Raw genomic sequence first — 13,791 nt, forward strand, 5'->3', positions numbered from 1 at the left:
CCTCGAACGAAGGGACAGAGACCGCTGTCACAACCCCCGCGCTGTCGTTCTCGGAAGCGTCAAGGCGGCGCATGAAAAGTGACAGCACGCTGAGCCCTCGTTTCCAAAAAAGGAAAACGAGGGCTCAGCGTGCCGTTTGCACTTGTGAGTAACCAATGCGAGCGCATGGTTCCATCGGGACTGTTTTCCCGCGCGTCAGTGCTGACCCGTTTTTCTCGCAGGTCGCAGCCACCCTCAGGCGACCTGCCAGGAATTACCCACCAGACACGCCAGTTGCGGCCAACTGACGGTTCTGCATCAACCCACTGCGATCGGTCCGATCTCTGCCACAGCGTCTGTACGCCAACAGCGCGCCCAGTGCTTAGGCGACAGATGCACGGCCGCCGGCTGAGATTGGCGGCAGCGATCCTGCGCCCAGCTGCACCGCTCAGCGAAGGCACAGCCCTCAGGCAATGCGGCCAGGTCTGGCGGCGCGCCGCCAATGGTTTCGAGCCGACTGCCTGGAGCCAAGGCACCATGGGCCCGGCTTTTGAGCAAGGCCACTGTGTAGGGATGGCGTGGCGCGCGGATCAACTCGCGTGCCGTTCCCTGCTCCACAATGCGCCCGGCGTACATCACGGCAATGCGATCAGCCACTTCAACAGCTGCGCCGATGTCGTGCGTGACAAACAGGACTGACAAGCCCAGATCCCGCTGCAGTTCGCGCAGCAGCAGCAGGATCTGGATCTGTACCGTGGCATCAAGCGCCGTCGTCGGTTCGTCGGCCAGCAGCACTTGCGGCCGGCAAGCCAGGGCCAACGCAATCATGGCGCGCTGGCGCATGCCTCCGGACATCTCATGCGGATAGGCCTGCAACCGCCGTTCCGGGCTCGGAATGCGTACACGTTCGAACAACTCCAACGCACGCCGCTGCGCTTGTGCCTTGGACACGGGCTCATGTCGGCGTATGGTTTCCACGATTTGAGCACCCACAGGATAGACCGGGTCCAGCGCCAGCAGCGGCTCCTGGAAAATCATGGAGACGAATTTGCCCCGGTAGTCGGCCAACTCGCGCGCCGACATGGCCAGCACGTCCCGGCCAGCGACGCGCACCTGGCCCGTTACCTGGCTGCGGCGTGGCGGATGCAGGCGCAAAAGCGTGCGCATGGTCACGCTTTTGCCGGAGCCCGATTCACCGATCAACGCGACAACTTCACCCTGGTGGACGTCAAGGCTGACGCCATTGACGGCGTGCACCGGCTTGCGCCCGCCCGTGAAGGTGACGTGCAAATCGCTCAGGCGGATGAGAGGTTCTGCCTCAGTATTCAAGGCCACTCCTTGCGCGTTCATGCCGGTAGCGCCTCTGGATGGCCGCTACCACGCTGGTGAATCAAACAGGCGACCGACTGCTGCGCACGCAGCACACGAGGTGGCTCGATGCTCGAACACACCAGCGCCGCATGGGCACAGCGTGGGTGAAACCGGCAGCCGCCAGGCGGGTCGATGGGGTTGGGTGGATCACCAGACAGCGGGACCTCTTCGGTGCGATGGTCAGGATCCATAGAAGGCATGGATGACAGCAGCGCGTGGGTGTAGGGATGCGCAGGACTCTCGAACAGCGCTTCCGAAGGGCCAACCTCAGCAACCTTGCCCAGGTACATGACCATGACGCGGTCGCTGATGAAACGCACGACGTTGAGATCGTGGCTGATGAAGACATAAGTCAGGCCGAACTCGGCCTTGAGATCCAGCAGCAGGTTGAGCACCTGCGCCTCCACAGACTTGTCCAGCGCGGACACGGCTTCGTCGAGAATGACCATGCGCGGCTGCAACGCCAGTGCGCGGGCAATGTTCACACGCTGGCGTTGGCCACCGGAGAGCTCGTGGGGATAGCGCTCAGCAAAGCGACCCGGCTCCAGGCCCACTCGCGCCAGCAGGTCGTGCGCACGCACCGTAGCTTCACGTGCGGACACGCCGTGCACACGCGGGCCAAAGGCTATCGAGTCTTCTATCGTCAACCGCGGGTTCAAGGATGCGTAGCTATCCTGGAACACCATCTGCACCTGGCGCCGAAACTCCTTGAGCGGCAACTCGCGGCTGCCCACGACATGGCCGTCAAACACCACTTCGCCTGCACTCGGGTCAATCAGTTGCATCAGCAGCCGGGCGGTGGTCGACTTGCCACAGCCGGACTCGCCCACCACACCCAGTGTTTCGCCTTTCATGACCTCGAAGTCCACGCCGTCCACCGCGCGCACGACCTTGGCTGGTCCGCCAAACAAGGACTTGCCCTTGGACAAAGCGAAGTGCTTTTTCAATCCGCTCACTTGCAGCAGTGGCCGGGTTTGATCTTCGGTTCGGACGGCCGAGGACTGGGCTACTGCAGAGGCCAATGTTTCAATCGACATACGACCTACCCTTTGTTGTCCATGGCCGCACGCAGGCCATCAGACAGAAGATTGAAGGAAATCGACGTGATGAAGATCATCAGCCCCGGCAAGGCGGCGACCCAGGGCTGCACGTAGATCGCTGTGCGCAGCGTATTGAGCATCAGACCCCATTCCGGCTCTGGAGGTTTGACACCCATGCCGAGAAAGGACAGACCGGAGGCCAGAATCATGGATACAGCAATCAAACTGGTCGAATACACGAAGATCGGCCCCAGGACATTGCCGAGCACGTGTTCACGCACAATGAGAAAAGGCCCTGCGCCGGTGGCACGCGCCGCTTCCACGTAATCGCGGCCGCGCACCTGTGTAGTCACCGTCTCGGCGATGCGCGCAATCTGCGGAATGAACACGACGGTCAAAGAGATCAGCGAATTCAAGACGCCAGCGCCGAGCGCGCCAGAAAGCGCAATGGCCAGCAATACAGAGGGAAAGGCGTAGAAGACATCCACCGTTCTCATGATCACGCTGTTGACCGCACCGCCTGCATAGCCAGCGGTGATGCCGATGGCAGATCCGATCACGAATGCGCAGAGGACAGGCGTGATGCCGATGAAGAGCGACAGCCGCGCTCCCACAATCAGTCGCGACAGCAGGTCACGGCCCAACTCATCGGTCCCAAGCAGGTGCCCCTCGGTGCCGATGGGCTTGAGGCGCTTCAGCATGGAGGCTTGATAGGGATCGGCCGGCGCAAGCCAGGGCCCGAACACGGCCAGGGCGATCAGCAGCAGCACCATCACCGCAGCGCCTATGGCCACAGGGTCGCGCTTCAACCTGAGCCATACGGATGCCCAGTAGCCGCGTCCGCGTGTGAGCGGGGTCGCGGGCAGCGCAGCGGAAGAAGAGAGCAGGGTACTCATCTCTATGTGCTCCTTCGATTCATTGATCAAGCGCGCTCGATCCGGGGATCGAGCAAGGTTTGCAGAATGTCCACCAGCAGGTTCAACACCACAAAGAACATGGCCAACACCAGGATCGTGCCTTGCAGCAGTGGCAGATCGCGCTGGAAGATGGCGGCGTTCAGCAAGAAACCGGTTCCAGGCCAGTTGAAAACGGTCTCGATCAAGATGGAGCCGCCGAGCAGGTAACCCAGTTGCAGGCCCATCACGGCGAGCGCCGTGGGCGCAGCGTTCTTGACCACGTGGCAGAAGATGCCGAAGTCTGTCAGCCCTTTTGCGCGCAGTCCCACGACGAATTCCTGCGCCAGGATGTCAGCCACCAGAGCACGCACAGTGCGCGCCACAATGCCCATGGGAATGACGGCCATGGTCAAGGCCGGCAGCACCATGAACTTCATTTGCTCCAGGCTCCATCGGGATTCGCCCGCACCCGGTGAGCCGGCACCTGAGGCCGGCAGCCAACCCAGGAGCGACGAAAACACAATCACCATCACCATGCCCAGCCAGTAGTGCGGTACCGATACGCCGAGCACAGACACGACAGATGCCGCCCGGTCGACCCATGAGTTGCGGAAGTAGCCTGCCACAAAGCCGAACAGGCAGCCAAGAGTGAAACCAATAGCCATGGCAACCACGGCCAGGCGCAGCGTGTGGCCCACTGCTGTGATGACCTCATCGACTACGGGCCGGCTCGTGGCAATGGAGGTGCCCAGATCCCCTTGCAGGGCGCGCCAGATCCAGCTGAAGAACTGCTCCGGCAAGCTGCGATTGAAACCATAGAGTTCGCGCAGCTGCGCCTGCAGTTCTGCCGTGGCGTCCGGCGGAAGAACGGCCACCAGCGGATCGCCCGGTGCCAGGTGCACCAGCGCAAAGCAGACCAATGCAACACCCACGATGGTGGGCATCGCATGAACGAGACGGCGCAGGATGTAGGCGAACATAGGAAAGCTGAAAGAGCGTGGGATGGACGGGCCGCAGGCGCTCTGATTGAGTCCGCCGCGGCACCGCCCTGTGCTTGAAGTTTTAGTCTTTGGTCATTGTGGCGATGTCGATGTACCAGCTGCGCGGCTGCACGACGTTCTTCACCTTCGATGACATGGCGCGGGGGCCGACATCGTGAGCTACGAAGATAAAGGGTGCGTCCTCCACCATGCGCGCATGAAGCCGGCCCAGGGCGGCATCACGGGACTTATCGTCGAACGAAGTGCGCGCGTCAGCCACCAGCTTGTCGACTTCGGCATTGCCGTAGTAGCCCCAGTTGTTGGAAAGCGGTGGCACGGTCTTTGAAGATGCGAACCGCACCAGGCCGAAGAATGGATCCATGGCCGAGAAGCTGACGTTGATGGCGTTGGAGCCGTGCGCAGAATTGTCCTTGGGACCAAGGCGCCAGTTGGTGGACAACGTGTTCCATTCGACCACATCGAACTCCACATCGAAGTAGCACTGTTTGAGTGATTGCTGTACCGCTTCGTTCATCGGCAGAGGTTGCATCTGTCCAGAACCAGAAGCGGAAATCTGCACCTTGACCTTCAGCGGCTTGGCAGCGGAGTGGCCGGCCTGCTGCATCAATGCCTGCGCTGCCTTGACGTCGTACTTGATGTCAAATTTTGGATTCCCCCACCATGGGTGTCCAGGTGGAACGACCCCTTTGGGCTCGGCCATCATGCCCCCGAGCATGGACTTCATACCTGCACGATCCACGCAAAGATTGGCCGCATGGCGTACACGTTTGTCCGCCCACGGGGATCCTGGGACCATGGAGAGTTGCCACGGCCACACGTGCGGTTGCGCATTGGAATGGATCACGAACCCACGCTGCTTGATCATGGGGATGGAATCCGGTGAGGGCGCTTCGATCCAATCCACTTGATTGCCCAGTAGCGCGGCCGTGCGCGCATTGGCTTCAGGCATAGGCAGGAGCACAACCTTATCGAGCTTGGGTGTGCGTTTGGGGTCCCAGTATTTCTTGTTGGCCACCAGTTCGAGACGTTCGCGTGGAACCAGTCTCGTCATCTTGAAAGGCCCGGTACCAGAAGCATCTGCCGCAAAGGCGGCCCAGGCTTGCTTGGAGCGCTCCGCTGGATCAGACACGCTGGCAGGCACGCCTTTGAGCTTGGCCGCCCAATGCGTGGGGGACGCCATGAACAGGTTGATCAGGTTCATCGGCAAGAACGAGTCTGGCTCGCTCGTGGTCAACTCAACGGTCATGTCGTCGATCTTTCGGGCGGAGACCAGCGTAGGGATGCGTGACGTGGTCACGCCCACCTGACTGGCATCAAAATGCGCCGCGGACTTGTCCAGCACCTTTTGAACGTTCCAGACCACGGCATCAGCGTTGAAGGTGGAGCCATCGTGGAACGACACGCCTGGGCGCAGTTTGAACACCCACTTGGTCTTGTCTTTGGCGTCGACCTGCCAGCTCGTGGACAGGGCCGGAATCAGAAGGCTGGGACCATCTGCCTTGGACAGGTCCCATTGAGTCAGCGCGTCATACATCGGGATGCCGGTGAACCGCGTTCCTTCCAGACCCTGATCAGGTTGGCCCACAGTGCGAGGGACATCGCCTACCGTCATGGCAATACGCAAGGTTTTCTCCTGAGCGTGCGCGGCATTCATCAAAGAAAGCAAGCAGATCGCAGCGCCGGCGGCGACGGACTTCAGGGGTAGGCGAGAAGGAATAGAGTTCACTTGAGTGCTCCTGGAGAACGTGGAAGAAATGGTTTTGTGTTGAAGGTGAATAAGGATGATGGGTTACCCGGCTCTCAACCTGTCTTGCAATTGCTGTGCCACGCCAAGCAGCAGAGCGTCGCATCCGGTAGTCATGCTGACGGAAATTCCCACGGGCAAGCCATTGGCTGCCAGCTCCGCGGGCAGGCTTAGCGTAGGCATGTCGAGGTAGCTCGCGAGCATGGTGTTCTGAAGAACGCGTGCATTGCAAGCGGCGAACCACGCGGCATCATCATTGAGCGGCCCAATCTCCGGAGCCGTCATGCAGACCGTTGGATAGATCAGTATTTCGCCAGTTGGCAGATCAGCCAGCGATTGGGCAAGCAGGGGCATGCGCCGTGCGCGTATCTCTGCCGAAGACGCATCGCTCAACTGAGCGCCCAGCTTCATTCTGGCGGCCACACGCGGGTCGACCAGGTTGAGACGATCGCTGTGCAACAGTTCACGGTGCACCTGGGTGGCTTCCACGGCGACCAAAGTGCCATGCTGATCGAACAGTTCACGCGTTTTTTCAAACGCGGCGAACTCGCGCTCCACGACCTTCAAGCCTTGCTTGCGAAGCAGGCTTACCACGCCATCGAAAACAGCCTGTACTTCGTTCGTGTTGACCGCCAGCGCGCGCCCTTTGGGAACTATGAATGTGCAGTCGCTGAGGTCCAGGGTTTGCACTGGCGAGCCTGTCAGCACGGTGTCCAGCAAGCGCACGTCACCGACGTCTCGCACCAGCGGGCCCGCGGTGTCCAGCGAGGGTGCCAGTGGAAACATTCCGCCAGTCCTGTACCTTCCATGACTGGGCTTGAAACCCACCAGACCTGTGAACGCTGCCGGCACGCGCAGCGAGCCCGAGGTATCCGAACCCATGCCAAGCGGCACCCACCCACGAATCACCGCAGCGGCACTGCCGGAAGAAGAACCCCCTACGATTCGCGGTGTCTTCGGATCCCAGGGGTTGACCGGTGTTCCGGCAAAGGAATTGATGCCCAGACCAGAATAGGCAAATTCACTCAGCCCGGTCTTGGCGACGCTGAGCACGCCAAGCGCCTCCAACTGTTCGACCAGCGCAGCGTCTTCTGTTGCGCAACGTGCGTGCTCCCTGACAGCGGAGCCACAGGTGGTGATCTGGCCCGAGATGTCGAACACGTCTTTCCAGACCATGGGCAGACCATCCACCGCGCTCAGTGGGCGCCCCTTGCGCCAGCGCGCTGCGCTGGCCCGGGCAGAAGTCCGGGCTCGCTCAAGCGTGAGCGAGGTGATCACGCCTGGAGCATTCGCACTCTCGTTCTGTAGGCGATCAATGCAGGCTTCCAGTACATCGATCGGATTGGTGGTCCGGGCGCTGTAAGCACTTGAGAGGCTGGCCATGGTGGTGGTCATGCGCGAACTTCCAAAGCCGGTGCGCCCACGACCTGTGTAGCCGCCCATCGTGCCAATTCAGTGGCCAGAGCGGCCTCTGCACCCATGTACCAGTGGTTGCCTGCAACGATGAGGCTCTCAAATGAAGCTGCACGCACGGCCTTCTTTTTCAGAAGTCCCAAGGCCGAGGCCGTCCCGCTTTCACCGACAATTTCACCGTGCTGCCCGTACACCGCGAGTATGGGCGTCGTGACCTGCTCCAGCGCAAGAAATGCGGTCGAAGATTCACGGCCAAAGAAATCAAACGTGTCTGCTGCACTCGCCTCTTCGAAACGGTCCAGCAAGGTCTGCGCCGACACACGCTGGCGCAGCAAGCCGATGACGCAGTCTTCACCCATGAGACTGCGGCCCTCTCCTTGCGCTACCTTGGCGCGTGCCTCAGCCATGAAGTTTTCAAAGCGCTGCTTTCCGTGCAAGGCCACAAACGCGCCCTTGAGATCCGGAGCGGAAGCCAGCACCAGGCCCTTGACCCGCGCATCCTGGGTTTGAGCCAGATAGTGGGTGACCTTGGATGCGCCCAGTGAATGCCCCAGAAGAATGATGGGCCCGGAGGTGCACTTGGTCGCGTAGTCGATCCAGGTCGCCAGGTCACCCACGCTTTCTTCAAAGCGCTCATAGGCGGAGCCACCCAGTCGGTATTCCAGCAGATGGCCCTGGCGTGCCATGGAGATGTTGCCCTGGCCGCTGGAAGCGATGGACAACACATGAAACGTGCTCAAGGGCGAGGTGGTCTTGAAGAACTCGAAGACGAAGCTCGTATCCAGATGACCACTCAAACCGTGCAGGCACAGCAGCAAGGGCGCGTCGCTTCGGGCACGCGTGTGAAAGCCGCACATCTCCACCCCTGATGGAGAAATGACTCGAACCAGATGCCCTGCCCGGTCCCAGATTAACGCCGTACTGTTGCTCATCGTTTTTCTGTGTTGACTTCGTTGATAGTCTCGAAATTCGGAACTACACTATCGATATTCGGAACTATTATGCTTTTGCTGTCACAATGCCGTCAAGAAAAACTTGAACGCTTTTTTGGGTCAACCCGACCTTGTGCTTCAATAAACCATGGAAACTTCGACTGATCCCAAAGCACCAGCTGTCCTGGAGAGGCAGCTGTTGATCATGGAATTACTCAGCCAGCACCCCGAAGGCCTGGTCTTCAGCAAGATGAGGGAAAGCCTGGGGCTTCCCAAAGCCACGCTGCATCGACTGCTCAGTGGCCTGCTTCACGCGGGATGCCTGGAGACCGATCCGCCATTGAATGAAGCCGACGAAGGCTCTTCGGCCAGACGCATCTATTGGTTGGGGCCACGCATCGGGCGTTTGCTGGGAGCAGCCGCATCACCCAATCGCCTGGCTACCCTCTCCCAAGGCATCCTGCGCGAACTGGCGGAGCAGTTCCACGAAACGGCATTCCTCAGCATGCTGCGCGGCACGAAGATCGAGAGCATCATGATGATGACGCCACCCAGGGACTGGTACGGCTACGTCAACCCGGGCCATCTGATGCCTCCCCATGCCGCGGCATCAGCCAAGGCCATCCTTGCCTTTCAACCCGATGACCTGGTCCGGCAGATCTGCACCGAGCCGCTTCCGGCGCTGACGCCCAGGACACTGACTACCGTCGAAGCGCTGCGAGCTGAACTGGAGAAAGTACGCCGCACCGGCATTGCATGGTGCATGGAAGAAATCGACCGCGGACTGATCGCGGTCGCGGCTCCGGTTCCCCTGGCTCAGGTGGGCGTGATTCTCTCGGTGTCCCTGGTGGGCCCGACAGATCGCATGAAACACACCGACAAAGCGGCCATGACCCAAGCCCTGAAAACGGCTGCCAGCCGCCTGGCCACTCTGTACGCCGGGCAACTCAGTGCGGAAAACTCGTGAGCCCAGTTCTCGGATAAATCTCCGTCGGTATTTTTTCCATCGCTGCATGAGCACTGACTTGTCATGCATCGTTCACTTTCGTCTCAAGAATCATGATGCAATCGATCGCCCTTATTGGATACGGTGGCACCGCACAGACTGTGGTGCAGGAACTCGTCAAGGAAATGGGCACCACAAGAAGCATCCATGTTGTGGTCCGGCCTGGCAAGGTGGAGCAGTACAACGCCATGGTTCCGCCCGGCGTGCATGTCATCGACCACCTGGACTTATTGCCGGACCATGTGGGGCTGGTCATCGAAACCGCCGGCCACGCTGCAGTTTCCATGTATGGTCGTCTGGTACTGTCGCAGGGTCGAGATTTCGGCTTGATCTCATCGGGCGCACTGGCTGATGAGACTCTGCTGAAACAACTGCGGGCAGCGGCCCATGAAAGCGGCAAGCGCCTTCTCGTCTTCAATGGCGCCATGGCTGCCATGGACGCGCTCACGAGTGCCAAGGCAGCCGGTTTGCAAACCGTTTGCTACACGGGGATCAAGCCGGCCAGGGCGTGGGAAGGAACCCCTGCTGCGGAACAGTTCGATCTCAGCACACTGACTGGCCCCACGGTGATTTTCGAAGGCAGTGCCCGAGAGGTTGCGCTGGCCTACCCCAAGAACGCCAATGTGGCCGCCACGGTGGCTCTCGCGGGCATAGGCATGGAAAAAACCTCCGTGCGGCTCATCGCCGACCCGGATGCTCTGGTCAATCGCCACCGCCTGGATGGCACCAGCCCCTTGGGTCGATTTGAATTTGAAACAGAAGCACTGCCTTCTGCGTCCAACCCGAAGACTTCGAGCAGCACGGCCTACAGCATCGTCGCCTACCTTCGCGGTGGCCCCAACGCGTTGCGGCTGGCCTAAAGCCGCTCAGACTAATCAGGCCGTCAGCCGCTCCATCGCCTCACGGTATTTGGCGGCCGTTCCTGCGATCACTTGCGATGGCAAGACGGGGGCAGGTGGTGATTTACCCCAAGGCTGGCCATCTACCTCGGCCTGCTCCAGCCAGTCGCGCAGGAATTGCTTGTCGAAACTGGGCGGATTGACTCCTTCCCGGTAGCTGTCTGCAGGCCAGTAGCGCGATGAATCCGGTGTCAGCACTTCATCCATCAGCACCAACTCGCCTGCATCATCCAAGCCGAACTCGAATTTGGTGTCGGCAATGATGATGCCCTTTTTCAAGGCGATAGCGGCAGCACGCTCATAGAGTTGGATGCTGATATCGCGAATCTTCTCGGCCAGCTCCTGGCCGATCATCTCAACCGTGCGCTCGAAGGTGATGTTCTCATCGTGCTCGCCCATTTCCGCCTTGGCGGCGGGCGTGTAGATCGAATGCGGCAGCTTGCTGGCGTTCTTCAAACCTTCAGGAAGCGACACACCACAGACAGAGCGGCTCTCCTGGTATTCCTTCCAGCCGCTGCCGGCCAGGTAACCGCGCACCACCGCCTCTACGGGGATGGGCTTCAGACGCTTGACCAGCATGCTGCGGCCGGTGACTTGCGCCACCTCGTCGGCAGAGACCACGCTCTCTGGAGCATCACCCGTCAAGTGGTTGGGCACAATGCCCTTGAGCTGATCAAACCACCAGAGCGCCATCTGGGTCAACAATTCTCCCTTGCCAGGAATAGGCTCGCCCATGATGACGTCAAATGCACTGATGCGGTCGCTGGCAACCATCAGAATGCGGTCGTTGCCAACGGCGTAGTTGTCCCGAACCTTGCCGCGCGCGAGCAACGGCAGGCTTTGCAGGGAGCTGGTGTGCAGAGCAGAGGTGTTCGGGGAAGCGGCGGTCATGAGTGGGTCCTTGCAATCGCATTAAAAAAAGCTGCGGGCCTTGAAGACCAGCAGCTTTTGCACTGAGCAGTTCTTACTTCACCTGCTGTGCCAACTCGCCTTTGGCGTACCTGTCAGCCATCACTGAGAGCGACACGCCTTTGACCTTGGCGCCCTGGCCTTCGCATCCGAACTCGAGGTAGCGTTGCTTGCAGATGGCCTTGGCTGCTTCGCGTGCGGGCTTCATCCATTCGCGCATGTCGAACTTGTCGGGGTTTTGCGCCTGGAATTGGCGTACTGCAGCGGTCATGGCCAAGCGGACGTCGGTATCGATGTTGATCTTGCGTACGCCATGCTTGATAGCTTCCTGGATCTCGGACACCGGCACGCCGTAGGTTTCCTTCATCTTGCCGCCATACTGGTTGATCAGAGCCAGCAGTTCCTGCGGAACAGAAGACGACCCGTGCATCACCAGGTGGGTGTTGGGAATACGAGAATGGATTTCCTTGACGCGGGCAATGGCCAGCACATCACCTGTGGGTGGGCGCGTGAATTTGTACGCGCCATGGCTGGTGCCAATGGCAATGGCCAGAGCGTCAAGCTGAGTCGCCTTGACAAATTGCGCGGCTTCCTCAGGGTCGGTCAGCATCTGGTCATGGCTGAGCTTGCCTACTGCGCCCACGCCGTCTTCTTCACCTGCCTCGCCAGTTTCCAGGCTACCCAGGCACCCGAGTTCGCCTTCCACCGTGGCGCCCAGCTTATGGGCCATGGCAACGACCTGGCGAGTAACGTCGACGTTGTAGTCAAAATCTGCCGGCGTTTTGCCGTCGGCTCTGAGCGAGCCGTCCATCATGACCGAGCCAAAGCCCAATCCGAGAGCGCCTTGGCAAATTTCCGGGCTGGTACCGTGATCCTGGTGCATGACCAGCGGAATGTGCGGGTAGGCCTCTGCTGCGGCCGCGATCAAATGCTTGATGAAGCTCTCGCCCGCATATTTGCGCGCCCCTGCGCTGGCCTGCAGGATGACAGGCGCGCCCACCTCATCAGCGGCCGACATCACTGCCTGCACCTGTTCCAGGTTGTTCACGTTGAAGGCTGGAATGCCGTAATTGTTGGCTGCTGCGTGATCGAGCAGTTCGCGCATGGAAACGAGAGGCATGGTGGGGTTCGTCGAGGAAAGGTGGGAAAAGGGCTACGACAACAGCAAACCCTGAGGAACTGTGCATTTTACCTTCCGAACGCGAAGATTCCCCTACCTGCCGGCAAGCGCAGCAGGCCCTCGCACGCCATGTCCTCTTTCGAACCACACCTCCCCCCAGGCCAGGTTCGGCGCACACCTGGTGCCTGCATGAGAATTTATTGGCAATTAGCAACTCTCTACTGCCGACCTGCGGGAAATACGTAGGAACTTTCCCAAGAGCCTCGCATAATGAAGCTCAAGTGTAATTTATAGTTACAAATCAGCACTGAACTGCACGCGAACGTGGCGTGCCGAGCGCGCGATCCCCCTCCAACGAGCGAGGCGCAGTGGTGGATTGCTTGCACTATCCAAATGAGATCAAAGAGGGTAATGAGATGCACAAATACTGGATCGCGCGAGTCCTTTCAAAAATTGAATGGTTTCGCTCATTTAGAAACTATCTCTATTACTTCGTTTTAGGGGTATTTTTACTTGGCAGCCATGTCGCCCATGCTGCCGTGGGGGCCATCGCCGTCCAGCAAGTGACCGCAGCGACCCAGGAAACCGGCCGCATTTTCACCTATTCCATTAACTTCACCTGCAGCCAGGGGGGAAGCAGTGATTCGAGCTGCAACAATCTGGTCATCACCATCCCTTTAGCCGCCAATGTAGCGGCATGGCCCAGAACCATTACTGGTTTGCCTAATGGGAGCACGAACAATTATGTGGGAGGCAATCTTGTCATAACCCTTCCACCATCAATCACCACTTCGGGTTCGTCAGTCGCCTTCTTGCTGAATTTGACACCCCCCAGCAATACGACCCCCAATAATACGACCTGGACCATACAGGCCAGCATGACAGGTTCAAACATCGCCCCGGTCATATCCGAAGCCAGAACCTCTACCGCAACAGCCTCCCTGCTTTTCCAGCTTACAAAACAAACCAACGGCAATGCTACCGGTACTGTGGCGCGAATTGGGGATACAGTTGTTTTCACCGTCACTGCCTTTTGTGATATCCGCGGAACGACTGTTGGCGACTTGTATCTAGACCAGTTCGAAATTATTGACACCTTGCCAAACACGGTAAGCTACGTGTCTTCAAACCCACCCGGATTATATAACCCAATAAATCGAACGGTCACATGGAATGCCTCCGTTCCACCTTCCAGTAGTCACCCACTTAATTCGCCATTTCCTGCTCGATGCCAGGAAGCCAATTCCGGGGCAGGGGTCACAGTCAATTCAACGAGTTTCTACACCATTACGGCCAGGGTCAACGATGGAAGCGAGTCACCCTCAGTACCCGTGGTTCCAGCTCCCTCCGGGCTTATCACCAATAACGCCACAGCAAACTACAGCAGTATAGATAGCGCCACCACTGAAAATAAGAACGCGACTTCGAGCTTGACTGCTTATTACGATCCACCTCCTGTAGGCAATATCATTAGCAAGTCA

The 13,791-nt window shown here is 59.3% G+C and carries 12 protein-coding genes; 2 read left to right on the forward strand and 10 right to left on the reverse strand.

The window, feature by feature from the left end; translation table 11 throughout:
* Positions 1–297: 297 nt before the first annotated feature.
* The 7 genes from ABIE13_RS10490 to ABIE13_RS10520 form a co-directional block, all read right to left on the reverse strand.
* Positions 298–1,329 carry an ABC transporter ATP-binding protein gene (locus tag ABIE13_RS10490; RefSeq protein ID WP_354443093.1) on the reverse strand — a complete coding sequence of 344 codons (1,032 nt, stop codon included), beginning with the start codon at positions 1,327–1,329 and terminating at the stop codon, positions 298–300.
* Positions 1,326–2,387: an ABC transporter ATP-binding protein gene (locus ABIE13_RS10495; RefSeq protein WP_354443094.1), complete on the reverse strand. Its 1,062-nt coding sequence runs from the start codon at positions 2,385–2,387 to the stop codon at positions 1,326–1,328. Before ABIE13_RS10495 ends, ABIE13_RS10490 begins: the two co-directional genes overlap by 4 nt.
* A gap of 5 nt (positions 2,388–2,392) precedes the next feature.
* On the reverse strand, positions 2,393–3,286 hold the full coding sequence (locus tag ABIE13_RS10500) for an ABC transporter permease (RefSeq protein ID WP_354443095.1): 894 nt from the start codon (positions 3,284–3,286) through the stop codon (positions 2,393–2,395).
* A gap of 26 nt (positions 3,287–3,312) precedes the next feature.
* Positions 3,313–4,266: an ABC transporter permease gene (locus ABIE13_RS10505; RefSeq protein WP_354443096.1), complete on the reverse strand. Its 954-nt coding sequence runs from the start codon at positions 4,264–4,266 to the stop codon at positions 3,313–3,315.
* Between the two features lie 82 nt (positions 4,267–4,348).
* A complete protein-coding gene (locus ABIE13_RS10510; RefSeq protein WP_354443696.1) occupies positions 4,349–5,941 on the reverse strand; it encodes an ABC transporter substrate-binding protein in 1,593 nt (530 codons plus the stop codon).
* Between the two features lie 135 nt (positions 5,942–6,076).
* A complete protein-coding gene (locus ABIE13_RS10515; RefSeq protein ID WP_354443097.1) occupies positions 6,077–7,426 on the reverse strand; it encodes an amidase family protein in 1,350 nt (449 codons plus the stop codon).
* A complete protein-coding gene (locus ABIE13_RS10520; protein WP_354443098.1) occupies positions 7,423–8,376 on the reverse strand; it encodes an alpha/beta hydrolase in 954 nt (317 codons plus the stop codon). The genes ABIE13_RS10515 and ABIE13_RS10520 overlap by 4 nt, the downstream gene beginning before the upstream one ends.
* Positions 8,377–8,524: 148 nt before the next feature.
* Here ABIE13_RS10520 and ABIE13_RS10525 point away from each other — a divergent pair, with 148 nt between their 5' ends.
* Together ABIE13_RS10525 and ABIE13_RS10530 are read left to right on the forward strand one after the other, a co-directional pair.
* Positions 8,525–9,343 (forward strand): IclR family transcriptional regulator, encoded by an 819-nt coding sequence (locus ABIE13_RS10525; protein WP_354443099.1) that lies wholly within the window; start codon positions 8,525–8,527, stop codon positions 9,341–9,343.
* A 92-nt stretch (positions 9,344–9,435) separates the two neighbouring features.
* A complete protein-coding gene (locus ABIE13_RS10530) occupies positions 9,436–10,242 on the forward strand; it encodes an aspartate dehydrogenase (protein ID WP_354443100.1) in 807 nt (268 codons plus the stop codon).
* Between the two features lie 15 nt (positions 10,243–10,257).
* Here the strand turns inward: ABIE13_RS10530 and ABIE13_RS10535 are convergent, their stop codons facing one another.
* From ABIE13_RS10535 to ABIE13_RS10545, 3 genes are all read right to left on the reverse strand, one after another.
* A complete protein-coding gene (locus ABIE13_RS10535; RefSeq protein ID WP_354443101.1) occupies positions 10,258–11,172 on the reverse strand; it encodes a phosphoribosylaminoimidazolesuccinocarboxamide synthase in 915 nt (304 codons plus the stop codon).
* Positions 11,173–11,245: 73 nt separating this feature from the next.
* Entirely contained in the window at positions 11,246–12,310 is a 1,065-nt protein-coding gene (fba, locus tag ABIE13_RS10540) for a class II fructose-bisphosphate aldolase (protein WP_354443102.1), read from the reverse strand.
* A 742-nt stretch (positions 12,311–13,052) separates the two neighbouring features.
* The gene (locus tag ABIE13_RS10545; RefSeq protein WP_354443103.1) at positions 13,053–13,331 is read right to left on the reverse strand and encodes a hypothetical protein; all 279 of its coding nucleotides are present in this window, start codon (positions 13,329–13,331) and stop codon (positions 13,053–13,055) included.
* Positions 13,332–13,791: the final 460 nt, after the last annotated feature.

It is taken from the genome of Ottowia thiooxydans (genome assembly GCF_040548795.1).
Taxonomy (GTDB): domain Bacteria; phylum Pseudomonadota; class Gammaproteobacteria; order Burkholderiales; family Burkholderiaceae_C; genus Ottowia; species Ottowia thiooxydans_A.